General features: G+C 65.6%; 14 protein-coding genes. 6 read left to right on the top strand and 8 right to left on the bottom strand.

Annotation, left to right across the window (positions count from 1 at the left end; translation table 11 throughout):
* Nucleotides 1-3: 3 nt before the first annotated feature.
* Both fabG and ABIS05_RS04940 read left to right on the top strand, forming a co-directional pair.
* A complete protein-coding gene (gene fabG / locus ABIS05_RS04935; RefSeq protein ID WP_348013230.1) occupies nucleotides 4-750 on the top strand; it encodes a 3-oxoacyl-ACP reductase FabG in 747 nt (248 codons plus the stop codon).
* 9 nt (nucleotides 751-759) lie between these two features.
* Complete coding sequence (locus tag ABIS05_RS04940) at nucleotides 760-2,439, top strand: NAD(P)/FAD-dependent oxidoreductase (protein WP_348013231.1); 1,680 nt, start codon at nucleotides 760-762, stop codon at nucleotides 2,437-2,439.
* Nucleotides 2,440-3,206: 767 nt separating this feature from the next.
* On the opposite strand, the gene ABIS05_RS04945 is transcribed toward ABIS05_RS04940, so the two are convergent.
* Nucleotides 3,207-6,230, bottom strand: coding sequence for a protein kinase domain-containing protein (locus tag ABIS05_RS04945; RefSeq protein WP_348013232.1), 3,024 nt, complete (start codon nucleotides 6,228-6,230; stop codon nucleotides 3,207-3,209).
* A gap of 68 nt (nucleotides 6,231-6,298) precedes the next feature.
* A complete protein-coding gene (locus ABIS05_RS04950; RefSeq protein ID WP_348013233.1) occupies nucleotides 6,299-6,565 on the bottom strand; it encodes a hypothetical protein in 267 nt (88 codons plus the stop codon).
* A gap of 426 nt (nucleotides 6,566-6,991) precedes the next feature.
* On the opposite strand from ABIS05_RS04950, the gene ABIS05_RS04955 reads away from it, so the two are divergent.
* From ABIS05_RS04955 to ABIS05_RS04965, 3 genes are all read left to right on the top strand, one after another.
* Complete coding sequence (locus tag ABIS05_RS04955; RefSeq protein WP_348013234.1) at nucleotides 6,992-7,681, top strand: hypothetical protein; 690 nt, start codon at nucleotides 6,992-6,994, stop codon at nucleotides 7,679-7,681.
* 415 nt (nucleotides 7,682-8,096) lie between these two features.
* Entirely contained in the window at nucleotides 8,097-8,762 is a 666-nt protein-coding gene (locus ABIS05_RS04960; RefSeq protein ID WP_348013235.1) for a PEP-CTERM sorting domain-containing protein, read from the top strand.
* 116 nt (nucleotides 8,763-8,878) lie between these two features.
* The gene (locus ABIS05_RS04965) at nucleotides 8,879-10,219 is read left to right on the top strand and encodes a glucosaminidase domain-containing protein (RefSeq protein ID WP_348013236.1); all 1,341 of its coding nucleotides are present in this window, start codon (nucleotides 8,879-8,881) and stop codon (nucleotides 10,217-10,219) included.
* Nucleotides 10,220-10,593: 374 nt separating this feature from the next.
* On the opposite strand, the gene ABIS05_RS04970 is transcribed toward ABIS05_RS04965, so the two are convergent.
* The 6 genes from ABIS05_RS04970 to ABIS05_RS04995 all read right to left on the bottom strand — a co-directional run bounded on the left by ABIS05_RS04970 (nucleotide 10,594) and on the right by ABIS05_RS04995 (nucleotide 16,942).
* Nucleotides 10,594-11,505, bottom strand: coding sequence for a hypothetical protein (locus ABIS05_RS04970; protein WP_348013237.1), 912 nt, complete (start codon nucleotides 11,503-11,505; stop codon nucleotides 10,594-10,596).
* On the bottom strand, nucleotides 11,505-12,356 hold the full coding sequence (locus ABIS05_RS04975; RefSeq protein WP_348013238.1) for a hypothetical protein: 852 nt from the start codon (nucleotides 12,354-12,356) through the stop codon (nucleotides 11,505-11,507). Before ABIS05_RS04975 ends, ABIS05_RS04970 begins: the two co-directional genes overlap by 1 nt.
* 662 nt (nucleotides 12,357-13,018) lie before the next feature.
* Entirely contained in the window at nucleotides 13,019-13,759 is a 741-nt protein-coding gene (locus ABIS05_RS04980) for a glycosyltransferase family 2 protein (RefSeq protein WP_348013239.1), read from the bottom strand.
* Entirely contained in the window at nucleotides 13,756-14,526 is a 771-nt protein-coding gene (locus tag ABIS05_RS04985; protein ID WP_348013240.1) for a lysophospholipid acyltransferase family protein, read from the bottom strand. Before ABIS05_RS04985 ends, ABIS05_RS04980 begins: the two co-directional genes overlap by 4 nt.
* Nucleotides 14,523-15,587: a hypothetical protein gene (locus ABIS05_RS04990; RefSeq protein WP_348013241.1), complete on the bottom strand. Its 1,065-nt coding sequence runs from the start codon at nucleotides 15,585-15,587 to the stop codon at nucleotides 14,523-14,525. Before ABIS05_RS04990 ends, ABIS05_RS04985 begins: the two co-directional genes overlap by 4 nt.
* The gene (locus ABIS05_RS04995) at nucleotides 15,584-16,942 is read right to left on the bottom strand and encodes an NAD(P)/FAD-dependent oxidoreductase (RefSeq protein ID WP_348013242.1); all 1,359 of its coding nucleotides are present in this window, start codon (nucleotides 16,940-16,942) and stop codon (nucleotides 15,584-15,586) included. The genes ABIS05_RS04990 and ABIS05_RS04995 overlap by 4 nt, the downstream gene beginning before the upstream one ends.
* 122 nt (nucleotides 16,943-17,064) lie before the next feature.
* On the opposite strand from ABIS05_RS04995, the gene ABIS05_RS05000 reads away from it, so the two are divergent.
* Nucleotides 17,065-17,754: a phosphatase PAP2 family protein gene (locus ABIS05_RS05000; protein ID WP_348013243.1), complete on the top strand. Its 690-nt coding sequence runs from the start codon at nucleotides 17,065-17,067 to the stop codon at nucleotides 17,752-17,754.
* Nucleotides 17,755-17,764: the final 10 nt, after the last annotated feature.

Consider the following 17,764-nt stretch of genomic DNA (forward strand, 5'->3'; position numbering starts at 1 on the left):
GTGATGACCGCACACCCCCTCTCCCTGCAAGGCAAACGTGCCCTCGTCACCGGCGCCAGCGGCGCCTTGGGCGCGGCAATCGCCCGCCGCTTGGCCGCCGATGGCGCGCACTTGCTGCTGCACGCCAATGCCAACGCCGCTGCCGTGCACGCCCTGGCCGATGAATTGAAAGCTGACGGCGGCAGCGCCGAGACCCTGGTCTTTGACCTGACGCACGACGACGCCACCGCCAATGCCGTGGCGCAGATGCTGGCGGGCGGTGCGGTGCAGATCGTCGTCAACAACGCCGGCATTCACGACGACGCCGTGTTTCCTGGCATGCGCGCCGAGCAGTGGCACCGCGTCATCGACGTCTCGCTGCACGGCTTCTTCCGCGTCACGCAGCCCCTGATCCTGCCCATGCTGCGCACGCGCTGGGGCCGGGTGATCAACATCTCCTCGGTGGCCGCGCTGTCAGGCAACCGCGGGCAGGTCAACTACTCGGCCGCCAAAGGGGCGCTGAACAGCGCGACCAAATCGCTGAGCCAGGAGGTGGCCAGCCGCGGCGTGACGGTGAACGCCATCGCGCCGGGCATCATCGCGTCGCCGATGGCCGATGGCACCTTCGACAAAGCCATGATCGAGCGCATGGTGCCCGCCAAGCGCGCCGGCACGCCCGAAGAAGTGGCCGCCCTGGCCGGCTTCCTGGCCAGCCCCGCTGCGGGCTACATCACCGGGCAGGTGATCTCGGTCAACGGCGGGCTGTACTGAAGGCCTCCGATGCACACCGAATCCAGCCCCACCCACACCGACGTTCTGATCATGGGCGGTGGCCTGGCCGGCATGACCCTGGCCCTGCAGTTGCGCCAGCGCCTGCCCGACCTCAACGTGCTGGTGCTCGAACGCCGCTCCCACCCCGTGCCGGTGGCTTGCCACAAGGTCGGCGAAAGCAGCGTGGAGATCGGTGCGCATTACTTCGAGCACACCCTGGGGCTGCGCGAGCACCTGCAGGGCGAACAACTGCGCAAGTTCGGGTTTCGCTTTTTCTTCAGTGAGGGACGGCGCGACCTGCACCGCGTCACCGAACTGGGCGCCAGCCGGCCGCTGCCGGTGTCCAGCTACCAAATCGACCGCGGCCTGTTCGAGAACTTTCTCGGTAAGGAATGCCAGCGCCGCAGCATCCGCTTCATCGACGAGGCCATGATCCGCCAGGTCGACCTGAGCGACGACGCAAGCCTGCACACCGTGCATTGGCAAGAGACTGGCCAGCAGATGGTGTCGACGCAGGCCCGGTGGGTCATTGACGCCTGCGGCCGCGCGGGCCTCATCAAGCGCAAGCTGGGCCTGGCGCGCGACAACGCGCACGCCGCGCACGCCATCTGGTTCCGCATCAGCGAGCGCATCCACCTGGACACCTGGCCGCTGGAAGGCGAACACAGCGGCGACGGCGCCGCCGAAGCAGCCGCCGCCGCCTGGCGCGCGCGCTGCGTGACCCCCACCCGCTGGCTGTCCACCAACCACCTGGTGGGCGCGGGCTACTGGGTGTGGCTCATCCCACTGGCCTCGGGCTCGCACTCGGTGGGCATCGTGGCCGACCCCAAGTACCACCCGCTGGACCGAATGAACACCTTCGAGAAGGCGATGGACTGGCTGCGCGAGTTCCAGCCGGCGCTGTTCGACGACCTCGACGGCAAGCGCGACAAGCTGCAGGACTTCGCCTTCTTCAAGCGCTTCAGCTACGACTGCAGCCAGGTGTTCAGCGAGCACCGCTGGGCGCTCACCGGCGAAGCAGGGCGCTTTCTCGACCCTTTCTATTCGCCGGGCAGCGACTTCATCGCCATCGGCAACACCTACATCACCGAGCTCATCGCGCGCGACCGCGCCGGCCAGCGCCTGGCGGCGCACACACAGGTGTACGAGCAGGTGTACCGCTCGTTCTACGACAGCACGCTGGCGCTGTACGTCGACCAGTACGGCCTGTTCGGCGACCCCGAAGTGCTGCCGGTCAAGATCATCTGGGATTACACCTACTACTGGAGCGTGCTCGCGCAGATGTTCTGCCAAGAGCGCCTGACCGACCTGGCCTCGCTGGGCCACCTGCGCGACGAACTCGCGGTGTGCCAGCAGCTCAACATCGAGGTACAGCATTTCCTGCGCGCCTGGGGCGCCGTCAGCCAGCGCCGCAACCTGCCGGTCATGCTGGACCAGGCCTCGATGCCCTGGTTCGTGGAACTCAACCGCAGCCTGCACGACACCGCGCTGAGCGATGCCGAGTTCCGCCAGCGCATCCGGCAGGCGGCACTGACGATGCAGCAGCTGGCCGGCGAATTGCTTCAGCGCGGCCTTCAAGAACACCCGGGGCTGGATGGGCGCGCGCTGATGGCGCTGCTGCCGCCGCAGGCGTTGGCAAAGCCGGCGCACAGCCTGCTCTTTCCCAGCGCCGAGGCGCTGGCGGCTTGAACCGTGTCGGTTTTCGTTCAACCTAGATCCGGCAGTTGGGCGCGCCCGAGGGGCTGAGGCCGGACACAAGAGTCCTGAGGACTCTTTGTGCCTGCCGAAGGACGGGGCGTCTCGCCCCGGCATGGCGAGGCGGGTCGGTGGCAAGGCGCGCCGACGCAGTGGGCTCCCGCCCACCAGGAGAAGCAACGCAGCCAACGGCCCGAAACGCCAGACCAGCGGGCGTGCAGCGCTGGTTACCGAAGTGGTGAACAGGGCGAAATGGGCAAGGTGTTGATACGCCAAGACTTTCGTTGAGTAGCGAGCGGTCAACTGCCGGATCTAGGTTCAAGGCCGAACTTCTTTCACTCAACCCTGAACTGCAGCGGCTGAAAGTCCGACCTGGCGTGAGCTCGCATGCGAACCGCTGACCGATGCGCCACGCGCAGCCGCTGTTCGGCAGGCACGCTGTCGGCGGCAGCTCCCGGCCGAGTGCCGTCGTTCAGTGGCTCAGCGCAAGCGACAGCTTTGTGCCCAAAGCCGAAATTCACTGGGCTACAGCAATAGGCTAGTCTGAGACACAGGGCCGTTCATCGCGAATGCCAGCGTCCACGCTAAGCGGTCATTCGCCGCCCGCAGCCTCGATCAACAGCTGCACCTCCAGCACCGGTCAGTCGAACGCGGCCCGGCGGGTTCTGGGTCGCGGGCGACTTCTTCTCGCAACGTCATCCGCAGGATCGTCAATGACATGGGCAAAGCCGGATTCACCAGTTTTCTCTGCTCTCCGATACCTACGCCTTCGTCAGGGTACGTAGCAGCTCTTGCAGGGGGCGGGTGAAATGCTCCCCAACCAGCATGTGCGCGGCGTAGATGGTGCTGGCCCTCGCCGCAGCAGCACGGGATCTCACGGGGTCGCCGAGAGCCAGCAGGCATTGGCCCCACGCGACCTCGGCGTCAGCTACCCACGGGCTGCTTGCGTCGTCGTTCGCGGTGCGCCATGCGAGCGCACGCTCGATGGGGCCGCGTGCCGCATTAGGCTGGCCCGCGCGAAGCAGTGCGTTTCCAAACTGCAGTTGCACCTCGGCATCTAGCGCGGGGAAGCGGCTGCGCACGCTCGATACAGCAACACGTTCGGCCGCACCCTTGGCGAGACCAAGTGCTCGCTCCACAGCGCCAAGCCGCAAGTGCGCCTGCGCCAGAAGGACGTCGCGCTCGATCTCTTCTGCCCGCAAGGGTAGGCCGTCGGCCTTGTACGGCGCTGCGACCTTGTTGAGCCGTGCGATGGCAGCCGATGCGTCGCCCAGGGCCAGGTCCAGGCGGGCTTCATCCAGATGGAAGCGGTTGTGGCGCGACGCCTGGACCGAGCTGCCCGTGCCCTTAAGCCACAGGCCGAACCCTTCGGAGAACAGCTGCCGCGCCTGCGCGTAGCGGCCCATTGCGACGAGGATGGTGGCTTCGGTTCGCAGTCCATTGCCGAGCACGGCGGACCCCGGGTAGTGGCGACGGTTGGAAGCGTTGACGGCCGCCACCAGCTCCAGGGCTTCGGACAAACGCCCTTCGGCCAACAGGCTGCGACCCATGTCCATGCGAACCATGGGCGTGAACAGTGTGTCGTTCGGCCCCTTCACCTCGAGAACCCGGCGCAGGACGTCGCGATGCAGCCTGCGGGCCTCGGCGCGTTCGCCCACGGCGTGCAGCAACGCGGCCAGATGCGACTGGGGTGGGATCGAGGTTGCGTCGGAGGGCCCGAGGGCAGCGAGCGCGCCGTCCGTAGTCTCGCGATATTCGCGCAACGCGGCGTCAAACTTCTGTTGTGTGACCAGGTTTTCCGCCAGTGACGTTCGGATCTGCGCCAACGCCACCTGGGACAGGGCCTTGTCTTTGCGCAGTTCCACCAGTGCTTCCCGGTAGAGGGGCTCCGCGTCGGCACCTTCCCCTAGTTGGACGCGGGCGCGGGCGGCAAGCGTCAGGGCCGCGCCGACCCGGTCCTCGTTGGCGACCGCGTGCGCCCGCAGGATGCCAACGGCTTCATCCGCGAAGGCCTTCATCTTCTCGTAGGAGAGGTTTTGATGCCGCTGCGCCAGCCGCGTCAGCAACTCGCCGCGCAGCATTGACGTCTGGTCTCCGGCAGCGTCGAGGATGCGGCGCGCCTCCTCCAGCGCCGGCAGGATTTCGGCCCGTCTCGTGGTGGCGTGCAGCGTTGACGCCAGTTTGATCAATGCCTCAGCAACGCGTCGATCATCCGCGCCATGAAGCTTTCGCAGCACCTCGACCCGCTTGGTTTCGATCACGGCGGCTTCCTCATGAAGCTGGAGCTGGTAGTACATCTCGCCCAGCGTCTCCATCACCTCGACCCGTGCCTCGGGAGCGTCCCGCAGCGACGAGTCGAGCCGCGCCGTGCCAATGTCGAGCAACTCCCGCGCCGTGGTGCCGCGCGCCTTGAGCGGGTCCTTCTGTTGGTCCGAGTTGGTGCGAAAGATGTCGAGCAGGAAACCCTGCACGGCCTGGGCGCGGCGCGCCTCCTTCTTCGCCAACTCGGCCTGCAGCGTGGCGCTGCGCGCGTGGTCGCGCGCGACCGACGCTTGCCACAACGCGATGCCGGCCCCGCCGACGACCGCCACGGTGACGGCAGCAGATGCAGCTGCCGCGAGCTTGTTGCGACGCAGGAATTTTCGGGCCCGATAGCCAAGCGCGTCAGGTCGTGCCTGGACCGGCAGGTTGGCAAGGTGCCGCTCGATGTCCTGGGCAAATGCGTCGACCGTGGCATATCGCTCGACGGGATTCTTCTTGAGCGCCTTGTTGAGAATGGCGTCCAGGTCGCCCTTCAATGCCTGACCGGCGCTGGGCCTCGTCGCGGCGGCGCTGGCGGGTCGAACGTCCACCGATGCGATCGCCTCCTCGAGGGCCGCAGCGCTCTGGCGCTTCAACTGGTAGGGCTTGGCCTCGGCCAGCAACTCGTAGGCGACCACACCCAGGCTGTAGACATCGCTCGCGGTGCCCAGCGGTTCGCCACGGATCTGCTCGGGGCTCGCGTAGTCCAGCGTCAGCGGTCTGCCAGACATCTGAGTCAACTGGGTCTCGGCGGCCAGGTCGTCCTGTAGCAGCTTGGCAATGCCGAAGTCCAGCAGGCGCACCTCGCCGTCGGCCGTCACGAGGATGTTGGAGGGCTTGAGGTCCCGGTGGACCACCAGCCGTGCATGCGCGTGGGCCACGGCCGCCGCCACCTGCAGCAGCAGGCCGAGGCGCTTGTCCATCGACAAGCCGCGCTCCAGGCAGTACGCGTCGATGGGTTGACCCTCGACGTACTCAAGGGCAAGGTAGGGCCGCCCACCAGCGTCCACGCCCGTGTCGTACAAGCGCGCAATGTGTCGATGCGCGAGCGTGGCCAAGATGTTGCGCTCGCGACGCAGCCGCTCGGCAAGCGCGCCGCCCCAGGTCACACGCGGCAGCTTCAAGGCCACTTGGCGCTTGAGTTCGCCATCGGCGCGGTCGGCCAGCCAGACATCGCCCATCCCGCCACGCCCAAGCAGGCTGACCAGCCGGTAGGGGCCGACGAGGTCGCCCGCCTTGGCATCCGGCGAGGTGTCGCTGCCTGCAGCGTCGGGCGCGAACTTGGGCAGCGTGCCCAGGAAGTCGCCTGTCTCGAGTTCCGCATTGGCCGCCAGCAGCGAACGCAAGGTGTCGCGCAGCCCTTCCGCTTCGGCGGGCAACGCGTCGAGCCAGGCGCTGCGCTCTCCGGCAGGCAGTGCAAGCACCTCGTCAAGCAACGGGCTGAGCGAAGGCCAACGCTCGGCCAGAGATTCCAGTTTCTTCATTCTTCCCCCGTCGGTGTGCGCAAGGATGTCGGCAAGGTGGGGCGCCGCAAATCCCCTGAACCCCGCTGTCAGTCCCGGATCTTGATGGCGTTGATGTTGATGTTGCTGAAGCTGTCGGTCCACAGCGAGACGCCGGGGAGATCAGGATTCTCAGTACGCAGCAGGCGGCCCTGAGCGTCGCAGACTTGCCGGCAGACATCGGGGTGCCGGCGCAGGAACTCCTCCTCCCGCGTCAGTAGTACATAGCCGGTCCTGCGAATCAACTGCTCCGGCTGCGCGTCGGAGGCGCGGAATCGGTAGCCCATGCGCAGCGCTTCGGCCTGGCGCTTCACCACCGGGTGCAGGCTCAGATATTCGGGCCACCGTCGCCTTCCCAATGCCGCCTTACGGCTGGAACCCCGGCATGTCCGCAGCCGATGAGAACGAGAGGCACATGCCGTCGTTTGTAGCGAAAGTGGACGGCCAGGGGTGGTGAAGGGTGGTCTTCACATCCATGCAATCTTGCGGCGTCACGCGCCTGCGCGAGGCGCTGTGCGTGCGAGACGAGGGCTGGCCGGCGCCTGGAATTCGTCGCTCAAAAGCTCGCCGGAGTAGGTTGCGGGGCGGAGCAATTCATAGCCGTCCTTCGCACATTCAAACCCGGTTGGCGGCCGCACCTCAAAAAGCCCCGAGTAAGCGTGGCTCCGAATGTCCGAAATGCCAGCGCCTTCGCGTACATCCAATGGAGCGAACAGCCTCCAAACGATCACAGGAGTTTCGACATGCCGTTTTTCCTCGCACGCGCGATCAATATCCCGGTCGGGCCGAACCGCCAATGCTCGCGAGGCGCGCCGCTTCTCGCCGCGGCTGGGCGGGGGCTGGCACAGACAAGAATCTTGCACGTGATCGCGATCGCCGGGTTTCTCGGCGCATCGCTACCAGTCAGCGCTCAGGAAGCGTTCACTCCGGCAATTGGCGGTGGCGGGGGGCAGCAGTTCATTGCGCGATGTCCCGCCAACACCTTTGTGACCGGCGTGGAGGCCCGGACCGGCGCCTACGTCAATTACATCGCGCCCCTGTGTGACGGGCGAGCGATCCAGGGCGGTGGTGGCAGCGGCGATAGGCGCAGTGCGTCGTGCCCCGCCGGCTCGGTCGTCCGGTCGATGGCGGTGACTTCGCTTCGCAGTTCCAATCATCTGCTGAAAGCGTTGATCCTGGATTGCGCTGCGCGTGGCAGCCAGGTCCGAACTGCCTCCGTTCCATTGGATACGCCCGGGGCCTTCACATCGCCAACCGGGACGGCAGGCAACATTGCGCTGCTCGTAGCAGGACCGGTGGGCGCGATTCGAATGGCCGAGAATCTCAACAAGAACTATCCAAGAGGCACGCTGTCCTGCGGTGCGAAGGACATCATCGGATTGCAGGGACGCTCGGGCGCCGCGGTAGATGCCCTGGGCCTAATCTGCCGATAGTGGGCATCAGCGCCATCTCGTACGGACGGTATTGCCGCCGACCGAAAACTGAGCCACTTTTTGGCCTGCTGTCGATCTAAAACTGAGCCAGGTGAACAACCTACTCTGCTGCATTTTTGTGCAGCCGAGGATGAGGAGTGATCACCATGGACATGATTGGCAGGATCAGGCGATTGCATCGCCTGGTTCACGCAGCGTTGAGCTGAGTATGTTGAGCGCTCGCAATTGTGCTTGTCGCCGTTGGGTCGGCAGCTTGTGCCGTTAGCAGAACAAGCGGCGCGTGGCCCTTGAGTGCCTGCCACGCGAACAGGGGGTGCCGGAGCGCCACTGTCCGGGCTTTGCGAAAAAAGTCGTTCAGTAAATGAGAGGTCGGAATTCTGTTTCGACTACGCCCTCTTTGCATAGCAGGATGATCATGAACCAAGCAACCTCTTTTCAAAACAGCAAGCTGAACGCGTGGCTGCGAACTGGCGCGATGTTCGTCGCTGCCACGGCGTTGCTGGCGGATGCAAATGCTGCCGTTATTTCGTTCACGAATCCGACGCCTGTACCGAACACGTTCGACGGCCTTTACCTGAACGTGCTCACTGGCGGTAAAGGCACGATCGAGTCAGCGGTGGCGGGTTGGGACATCGACCCATACAACTACAACCACAACCTCGCCTTCTGGTGGAACTACGCAAACGCGGATGCTTACGGAGGCGTCGCTGCGTCAGCCGGCGATCCGTACTTGGATCTTGCGCCAGGTAGCGTGATTTCGGCAGCCTCTGCCTTTTCCAGCTCCCCGAACTCGACCGCCGCCGTTCTCTTCCATGCGCCGGGATCGCACGTACTGGGTTTCCGCTTCTTCAACGAAGAGACCGGGGTTGTCAATTACGGGTATATGACACTCTCCTCTTCGGGCAGCAACGGTTTTCCGCTCACCATTCAAAACTGGAGCATCGACAACTCCGGCGCGGCCATCGTGGTGCGCGCCATTCCCGAGCCATCGACCGCTGTCTTGCTTGCGCTGGGTGTACTCGCCATAGGCGGCGTGAAGCTACGATGTCGTGACAAGAACGGCCGGAGCACTATCGGCTGATCGCATTTCCGGCTCCGTCGTCTGCAGCAGCGATTGCGATGCCCTCATCACGCCCCCTGGTGTCTGCAAGCGCGTGTTGCCAGACGACGTGGCAAAGATTGTGTGGAGGACGAATCATGACCGTGCGACTCGTGTCCCTGTTCAGCCTGGCGTTGGCGGCGAGTTCCCCGGCTGTTGCTGAAGACTGGGGCTGCTATGACCCCCAGCCGGGTCACCCGACTTCGGCGGAAAAGTCGGAGTTCGTGTCTTTGGTTTCCGCCCTGGCAGTCACTGCCGAGCACAGACACGGTGTGCCGGCATCCGCCATCGCCGCCATGGCGATGGTGGAGTCCGGCTACGGCTGGACACGAACGGCCAAGCAAGCCAACAACTTCTTCGGATGGAAGTACAACTCGTCGTCTGCGGCCGGCGGGCGCAAGAGCTTCAGCCTCGCCTGCCAACCACCCGCTGACGTGAACAACAGATACGTCGTTTTCGCGAGCGCAGCCGATGCAGTGAACTTCGTCGCGGAGAAACTGGCGACGCTGGGCTACTACCGGCAGGACGCCGAGGCCTACCGTCTCGCGCGCGCTGCCGGCCAGCCGGTCGATACGGCGGTGAAAGCTTGGGTCGTTGGCATCTCAGACCCCTACAACTGGCGGCCGGCTGAATATGCGAAGACGCTGACCCGCGTCATGAACGACCCGATCTCGCCGTCGGATCAAGTGTCGCCGCGCAACCTCTACCGGTTGTCGGAAGACGGAGCACCAACCCTGCCAGCACCCGTGCCTGCCTCCGCACCTGATGCGCAGGACGAGCAGCTTCTCGCCACGACGCGCGCCTGGTTCGCCGCGCGCATCGGCAGCCGCTCTTGCGAGGCGCCTGTCACCACCTTCCCGCGTTGGGACGGGTTTCCCGTGCAGCTGTGCAGCTACGTGGACAGTGGCATCCAGGTGAAGACCTACATGCTCAACCCGTCGCCCGACCAACTCGCGAAATGGACGGTGACCGCCTGCTCGGATGCCGGTACCCTTGATCGCAGGGCATGCGCGGTGTCCGTTTCAAAGGCAATCATGGAGGCCTCTTCGGCCGTTTTCCCTGTCGCCGGTTTCATCCCGGAGCCGGCGTCCTCGGGAGGCGGGCAGGGAAACGCCATGCAATGCTTCCTGTTCCGCGATGGCGTGACGGTCACCACCATGTCGACACCGTCGGCCCCCGCGGCCGTCAACGCGACTTGCCCGGCGCCGGACAACGAGGGCGCCGTCGTCAAAGCCCGGCGCTTCGCGCGGGTGGCATCGACCACGCGTGCCGAGTACCTGGCGGCCGGCGGCGTCGATCCGGTGGGTACCGACGCCGACGGCGACCCGCGATGGCTGGATGTCGTGCGTGCGCTTTACCAGCAGGCATGGAACAGCGACCGCAATGTTTTGATTTCGGCGAAGGCGAAATCCCTGAAGGCAGCGCACCGGTTCCCGTGAACGGCCAGCGATTCGACCAACTCGGCGCGCCGGGTCATGGTGGACTAAAACGCGAGCGTCCGGAAATGGCCGGCCCTGATGGTCCAGCAGTCGCTCAGCCGTCGCACCGTTCAATGACCGCTGCCGACGGCAGCGGTCATTGCGTCGCGAATCGTGGGTGACAGCAGCCAGCCTATTGCTGAGGTTCGGCGAGTTTCCGCTTTGGGCACATTGCTGACAGGCCAATCAGTAAACCCGAGGACGGCACCCGCTGCAAAGCGGGGCCACAGACGCAAAGGAACGCTGACCGCTTTTAAGATCGAGCTGGCCCTAGGTGTTGTCGCTACGCGCCTCGCTTGCATCCGCCGGATCGACATCCCACTCAGGAAGGCAGCCTATGGATTGATGAACGCAATCTGCAATCCCGCCGCCGCCCGATACGCGCTCATCGCCGCTGTCAGTCCACTGCCAACGCCTGGTCCGTTCCCGTCACCCTTCGCGTGAATACCGATGGCCTGGCCTTGGGCGTTCCGCCACAACATCCCACTGTCGCCCCGGAACGTTCCCGGGTGCGCCACCTGGACGACGAGGTCGGCGAGTTCCGGGCCGACACGCTGCTCGATGCCGACGACCTGGCCGACCTTTGCGCCGCTAGTGGCCGTGCCATAAACAGATTCGCCGAACTTCGGTGCAGCGACTGGGATCTGGCCCCCGGCAAGGGCTCGCTTGCGTAGGCTGGCTTCCGCCAGTGTGAACAATGCGGCGTCCGAGAAGCCAAAAGCGCCCGGAACACCGGCTCCCCCGCCGGCGAGCGCGATCGCGCTGCGTCCCACGAGGATGGCCCTCTTGAGCGGGGGCGACCAGATCGCCACGTCTGAGGGCGAATAGGCGTTGCGGTCGAGGCCTTCAATGGCATGCGCGCACGTTAGCCCGTAGACATCGAACTGGGTTCGCGCGAACGCGGTCATGGTGCCGTATTCGGTGCCGTCGTAGGTCGTCAACGATCCGGCCGGAAATGGGCCAGTGGCTTGGAAGGTCATGCCTCCATACGGCAACACATCGAGCTGCACGGTCACACCATCGATCTCAACCCGCTTCGGAATCACCTGCTCCGCAGGCAGCGCTGCCTCGGGCAATTTCTGCGAGACGAAGACGACCAGGCTGACCTGATCGGTGAGCTGGCCGTTGCAAGACTTGAGCCCGATCATTGACCCGATGACATGCGGCTTTTCTGTCAGCAACGCTTCGACGCTGCTGCGGCTGCGCCGGATGCGCGAGACCTCGCGAACTGCTGCCTTGGGCCTCATCAGAACTTCACTTCCTTGAGCGTCGTCACCTTGGTTTTGACGTCGATGTCGATGTCGTAGAGCGTGAACGTCGGCGGCTCACCCGGCTTGGGGGACAGGCCGTCGATCAACGCCTGGAGCTCCTTCCGAAGGGCGGATATCTGCCTTCTCACCACCGGCTCGTTGCCCGTCGTGGCTGGCGATGCCTCCCGAACCTGACCGTCCCAGTTCTTCGCGGCCATGCTCAGCGACGCGAGAGTTGCCGCCAGGGTCGACTCGGCCTTGGTGGGATCCGCAAGGTTGTCGGCTGCTGCAATGATGGCACCGCTCGCCATATCGAGCACACCGAGCTCGTTCTCGGTGAGGAACTTGCCCGCGCGAGCTTCGTTGACTTGCGACTTCAGGTCGTTGCCGATTTTGCGAAGCTGCTTCGACACGGCGCCATAGTCGGGGGCGGATTCGTTGCCGAGCAGGCCGGTCTCTGCACGTGTCTTGGCTGCGGTCGCGAGCGATGTTTGCAACCCGCCCAGGGAGGTTAGAAGTTCCGGGATCTTCGTGTCGGTCTTCTGGCCCACCGCCGTCAAGATACTGTTGTTGAACGACATCGAAAGGTCGGACGAGCCCCAGAGACCGGGCGACAGGCGGGCATACAGCGGATTAGCGAGGTTGGGCAAGTAAATCACCGACACGTCCACAGGTTTGTCCTTCGCGCCGGTCCTCGCAACAAGCAGGTACGGCTTGGCGACATAGACCGGTATGCCAGTCACGGTGTCCGCTTCAAGCTTGGGCGACGTGTAGAACTTGACCTCAGCACACCCGGCGATGAGCAAGAAGGCTGCAATTGCAGATGCGGCTCGGATGGCGCTGGGCATGCGGGGCTCCTGACTGTGAGAGCGAAGCATCCAGCGACGTGGCGGGCGAGTCATCCGCATCATTGGGGTTGACAGTGGTCACGCCTTTCCGAAGCGAGGTACCGAGGCCCTGGCGCTGCCACGGCTTGCCGGAATCGTGCGTTGTTAGCCCGCAACCACACCACATGACCCCACAACCACCTGCGACAGGCATGCCCATTCCAACGTGGCGAAGTCGATGGCTTTCCTGGTTTTTACGGCTGTCTGCTTCCCAGTGGCTGCGAGCCGCCTCGGAGCAGCCATTTAGGACGCTAGGACGATAGTCAGCAACCGCTGCGGTGCTGCCCTCCGCCGTCGATCTTGAGCGTCGGCTTCGGGCACGTTGCTGACGTTCCCGACGCTCCGGCCTGCGGCTGTACTGGGTCGGTCGCCGCCGGCCGGCAGGGCCGCAGGGAACGACAGCAGCCACCCTCAATCGGTCAGCGGTCAGCGGTCAGCGGTCAGCGGAGTTTCATGTTCAGTGAAACGCACTCCGGAAAGTTCAATGTTCAATGAGAGGGCAGTCCAAGGTGCCGTGAGGTGCTCGCCGCCACGACCTTGATCCGCTGGGTAGGTCAGTTTTGGTATGAACGAGAACCGACGAACGGTCAGCGCTGGAAGGGAGGCCGCCCGGCAGCCTTGCGCTACGCCAGCACGGGCAGGCGCAGCACGAACTCCACCATCAGCCGGGTGTGCATCCAGGTCAGGAGGATGTTGTCGCGCACGTAGCGAAAGTGCGAGACGCCGCCCTCATCGGCGCGCAGGTACTTCACCGGCGCGTCCAGGTTCACGGGCTTGACCCCGCGCCAGGCCAGGCGCACCACAGCCTCGGTGTCGAAGTCAAAGCGGCGCATCCAAGGCTGGCGCGCCATGACCGCCGCCAGCGCAGCCACCGGATAGACCCGGAAGCCATACAGCGAATCGGCCACGCCAGCGCCCAAGGTTTCGAGGTTGGTCCACCAGTTGGAAACGCGGCGCCCGCGCACACGCAGCAAGGGCGCGCTGGCGTCGAACACCGGGCGGCCGAGCACCATGGTCTCAGAACGGGCCATCGAAGCCTGCATGAAGGCCGGGATCAAGTCAGCCGGATGCTGGCCGTCGCTGTCCATGGCCAAAGCGTGGGTGAAGCCCTCGGCCTGGGCCAACTGCAAACCATGCAACACGGCCGCACCCTTGCCGCAGTTCTTTGGCAAGACCCACACGCGCAAACCGGGATCCGTCGCGGCCAACGCTTGCAGGCCCTCGGCGGTGCCATCGGTGCTGCCATCCACCACCACCCACACGGGCGCCCATCGGGCGCGCGCGGCGCGCACGGTGGCGTACACCTGGTCGCCGGTGTTGTAGCTGGGGATGAGCACCAAGTGCGTCGAAGAAGGGGTCGTCATCGTGGGTGGGGGTCAGGCCGCGGTGGCGTTTGGCGAACGCCGGCCGCGAAGTAGGCCTCGAGCTCGCGCAATTGGGCGGCGTGGTCGTCGGCAGGTTCAAAGCGCCGCCCTAAGCGGACCGTGAAAACAATCGGCAGGGGCGGCAGCCGCCACAGCGGCCACCCCTTGCAGAGGTAGGGCGACGCCGTGTCGATGAACACGGTTTGGATGGGCACTCCCGCGCGCTTGGCGATCAGGCAAACGCCCCCGTGAAAGGCGTTGACCGGCGGCTGGGTGGTGCGGGTGCCTTCGGGGAACAGCACCAGCTGCCCACCCTGCTTCAGGTCTCGCATCGCCAATCGCACCAAGCCGCTGGGCGAATCGTTGGGGATGTAGCGGGCCAAGCGGGCGCCGGGTGCCAGGAAGGGGTTGCGCATCAGGCTGGCCTTCATGATGCACGCGCTGTGCGGCAATCGCGCCACGAGCATCATGGCGTCGAGCATGCTGGGATGGTTGGCGGCGACGATCAACCCGCCCTCGTCACGCAGGGCATCCAAGGGCTCCGAGTGCAAGCGCATCAAGCCCACGGCGCGCGCCATCCCCCAAAACAGGCGGTAGCCCGCGGCAATGCCGGCGCGGCCCACACGGCGGCCGGTGTCGTTCGACAGCAGCGGGTACAGCAACAAGGCCACGGCGTTCCACAGCAGCGAGCCCAGCCCCATGAACAGCAGCATGCCCTGCAGCGCCAGCCATTGAAACGGCACGCCCAGCCAGCGCAGCGCTGTCACGCCAGCGCCCCGGGCGCGAAGGCGTGGGCTTCGATTTCCACCAACAGATCCGCCCGGCAAATGTCGGCCTGCACGCAGGGTGCATCCCGCCACGAGGGCTCGGCCTGGGCCAGCACCTGCCCCACCACCACCGCGTCGGCCGCATGGCGCACATAGACGGTGGGGTGCAGATCGGCCAGTCTGTAGCGGGCGCTGCAGCCCCGGTGGGCGCTGTCGATCACCGCCTGCAAATTGCGCAGCGTCTCTTGGGTCTGGGCCACCACGTCACCGTGGTGCACCGAGTGCTCGCCCACGATGCTGGCGGTGCCCGACACCAGCAGTGCCAACTGGCCGCCGCCGGCGTCAGCCAGCGCCGCACGCGAAAAGGTCGGGGCGCGCGGTCCGTACGCGCGGCTGTACCGGTAGGCCGACACCTGCCGTGGGTTCTCCACGGGCTTCGGGGCCAACCGGCCGGCCAAAAAGCGAACGCTCAAACCGCCCGGCGTCGCCCCTGCGGTACCCAGGGCGCACGCCGCGGGTGCCCCGTCGAAGGGGTCGCGCTGGGCGTCCATGAAGGCCTGCTGGCGACCGATGTTGAACTGCCGGTAGCGCTCCAGCCCGCCGCCGTCGGCGTTGATGCGGGGCAGGTAGTTCCAGAGCCGCAGCAGCTGCGGGCAGCCGCAGTCCTCCAGGGCTGCGAACACGTCGCGGTAGGCGCGGTACGCGGCTTGCTCCAACGAGCCTTGCGCCTCGGGCAGGTTCAGCTGGCCGAAGGCCCAGTGCCCATCGGTGCGCCATTGAACGCTGCCGCTGCGACCGCTGCGCAGCGCGCCGCCCCGAGTCAGCCAAGCGTCCACCCATGGTTGAGTGGGACCGAGGAGCGGGGTGTCCAGGGCTGCCAGCCCACCCGAGTCGGCGTCGACGTCCACATCGGCGCGCGGCAAGCCCCAGGCCACCCCCCCCAGCGCGAGCGACCCGTCGTGATGGCCGTCACGCCACTGGGTAAGGTCGAGTCGTTCAGCACGCAAAACATGGGGCGCGCGCGCGGACCACCCGCGCGACAGTGCGTCAACTTCGGTCATCTGGGGTTGGCGATGACGTTCTCGCCGCGCACGCCACCCACGTCCCGGATCAGGCGGCGGCGAGCCCACCAAGCGCGCAGGGTGCGCGGCAGCGAGAAGAGGGAGCCCACGTAGTACACACCCTTGAATGCCGCCAAGGAGGCCCAGATCGGCGTCTTGCCGTAGATGTCACCCGCCAGCAGGGACATCACCGCCTCCTGCATGCGCAGCGGGTTGCGCGGATGCATGAACAGCTCGCGCAGCATGGGGTTCGTCATCCGGTGTATGAACCAGGAAAACTGCTTTGGGCCGTGGCGCATGCGCCGCTCAAACTGCCGCCGTGCGGCCGGATAGGTTTCGGGCGCGTCAATGGCCTTGGCCACAACCTCGGCGCCGTCGAAGGCGTTTTGCATCGCCAGAAAGACCCCCGAGGAAAAAACGGGGTCGATGAAGGCGTAAGCGTCGCCCAGCATCAGGAAGCGGTCGCCCGCGCAGCGGTCGGCGCAGTAGCTGTAGTTGCCCGTGGCCCACACGTGGTCGTCCATCAGCACCGCCCCGTCCAGCCGCCGCGCCAGCTCGGGCGCCATGGCGATGGTGTCGGCAAAGAACTCATTCAGCGGCTTGTTCCGCTGCTTCAAGTACTCGGGCCAACACACCGCACCGACGCTGGTGCTGCCGTCGGCCAGCGGGATGAACCAGAACCAGCCATGCTGGAACCAGAAGATGCTGATATTGCCTTCTTGTTTGCCGGGCAGCCGCTGCGCGCCTCGGAAGTGCGCGAAGAGGGCCGCGCTGTTGTGCCGCCGGTTCTTCTGCTTCCATTGGTTCTGCGTGGCCAACAGGGTGTCGCGGCCGCTGGCATCGACGACGAACTTCGCTCGCCAGCGCTGCACGGCGCCGTCCTGCAAGACGGCCTCCACGTCGGCACCTTGGGCATCGAACGCCACGCGGCGCACCAAACAGCCTTCCAAGGTGCGCGCACCGGCCACAGCCGCATTCCTGAACAGGATCTCGTCGAAGTCGGCGCGACGCACCTGCCAGGCCATCGGCAAGCTCTTGTCCCAGGCGTCGCTGAACTCCACGAAGGACCGATGGCTGTGCTCAGGGGAGCAAAACTCGACGCCCCATTTGGGCATGCCGATGGCCTCGACTTGGGCACTGACGCCCAGCTTCTCGAGCAGGGGCCCGCCGGCCGGCAGCAGCGACTCACCAATATGAAAGCGCGGATGGTGCGCCTTTTCGACCAGCAGGACGTCGCGTCCTTGCCGCGCCAGCAGCGTAGCCATCGTGGAGCCCGCAGGGCCGCCGCCGATGATCAGCACGTCGCAATGGTGGAAGGGCCCAGAATCGCGGGCGGCGGAGGTTTCCGAAGTCATGTTGGTTCGACGGTCGAGGGGCTGACGAGCCACCCCACGCGGGCTTGCGTGGGTCTGCAATCATGCAGCGTGGCGACGCACGCTCAAACGCGTGGCCTCCTGATTATCTCTAACGCATGTCCATGAACCGACGCGCCCCCCTGCCTGCGACCGCCCCCCCCACGCCGGAATGGCTGGCCGACTTGGGTGAACGGCTTTGGCGCCTGCTGCCCCTGAAAGTGATCGGCATCAGCGGCTTCATGTGGCTCTTCTTCTTCTGCTACTTCTATACCTTGCGCCACCCGGCCTACGCGGTGTTCGAGATGCCTCGAACAAGCTTGGATGCCCTGGTGCCGTTTCAGCCCGAAGCGCTGTTGGTTTACGGCTCGCTGTGGTTCTACGTGGGCATTGCACCCGGACTGCTGCTGCGCGTACGCGAGCTCGTGGTTTACGGGCTGTGGGCGGCAGTGCTGTGCGGTTGCGGCCTTTTGATCTTCTACTTTTGGCCGACTGCCGTGCCAGCGCCCGACGTGGACGTCAGCGCCTACCCCGGCTTCGCCCTCTTGCAGGGCGTGGATGCCGGCGGCAACGCCTGCCCTTCACTGCACGTCGCCACGGCGGTGTTCACCGCGATTTGGATCGATCGGTTGATCCGCACCTTGCGCGCGCCATGCGCATGGCGTTGGGCCAATGCGGTATGGGTGCTGTCCATCGCCTGGTCGACAGTCGCCGTTCGACAACATGTCGTGCTGGATGCCCTGGCGGGCTCTGTGCTCGGCATCGCGGTGGCGGTCCTGTCCATCTGGCTCAGCCCATGGGTTGGGCGTCGCTAGCCTAGATCAC

Source organism: Roseateles sp. (assembly GCF_039929605.1).
Classification (GTDB): domain Bacteria; phylum Pseudomonadota; class Gammaproteobacteria; order Burkholderiales; family Burkholderiaceae_C; genus Pelomonas.

What these genes read in the sequence shown, in the direction of transcription:
- ABIS05_RS04990 (WP_348013241.1), bottom strand. Translation starts at nt 15,587, where the DNA reads ATGACCGAAGTTGACGCACTGTCGCGCGGGTGGTCCGCGCGCGCGCCC.
- ABIS05_RS04960 (WP_348013235.1), top strand. Translation starts at nt 8,097, where the DNA reads ATGAACCAAGCAACCTCTTTTCAAAACAGCAAGCTGAACGCGTGGCTG.
- ABIS05_RS04955 (WP_348013234.1), top strand. Translation starts at nt 6,992, where the DNA reads ATGCCGTTTTTCCTCGCACGCGCGATCAATATCCCGGTCGGGCCGAAC.
- ABIS05_RS04940 (WP_348013231.1), top strand. Translation starts at nt 760, where the DNA reads ATGCACACCGAATCCAGCCCCACCCACACCGACGTTCTGATCATGGGC.
- ABIS05_RS04995 (WP_348013242.1), bottom strand. Translation starts at nt 16,942, where the DNA reads ATGACTTCGGAAACCTCCGCCGCCCGCGATTCTGGGCCCTTCCACCAT.
- ABIS05_RS04980 (WP_348013239.1), bottom strand. Translation starts at nt 13,759, where the DNA reads ATGACGACCCCTTCTTCGACGCACTTGGTGCTCATCCCCAGCTACAAC.
- ABIS05_RS05000 (WP_348013243.1), top strand. Translation starts at nt 17,065, where the DNA reads ATGAACCGACGCGCCCCCCTGCCTGCGACCGCCCCCCCCACGCCGGAA.
- ABIS05_RS04965 (WP_348013236.1), top strand. Translation starts at nt 8,879, where the DNA reads ATGACCGTGCGACTCGTGTCCCTGTTCAGCCTGGCGTTGGCGGCGAGT.
- fabG (WP_348013230.1), top strand. Translation starts at nt 4, where the DNA reads ATGACCGCACACCCCCTCTCCCTGCAAGGCAAACGTGCCCTCGTCACC.
- ABIS05_RS04975 (WP_348013238.1), bottom strand. Translation starts at nt 12,356, where the DNA reads ATGCCCAGCGCCATCCGAGCCGCATCTGCAATTGCAGCCTTCTTGCTC.
- ABIS05_RS04970 (WP_348013237.1), bottom strand. Translation starts at nt 11,505, where the DNA reads ATGAGGCCCAAGGCAGCAGTTCGCGAGGTCTCGCGCATCCGGCGCAGC.
- ABIS05_RS04945 (WP_348013232.1), bottom strand. Translation starts at nt 6,230, where the DNA reads ATGAAGAAACTGGAATCTCTGGCCGAGCGTTGGCCTTCGCTCAGCCCG.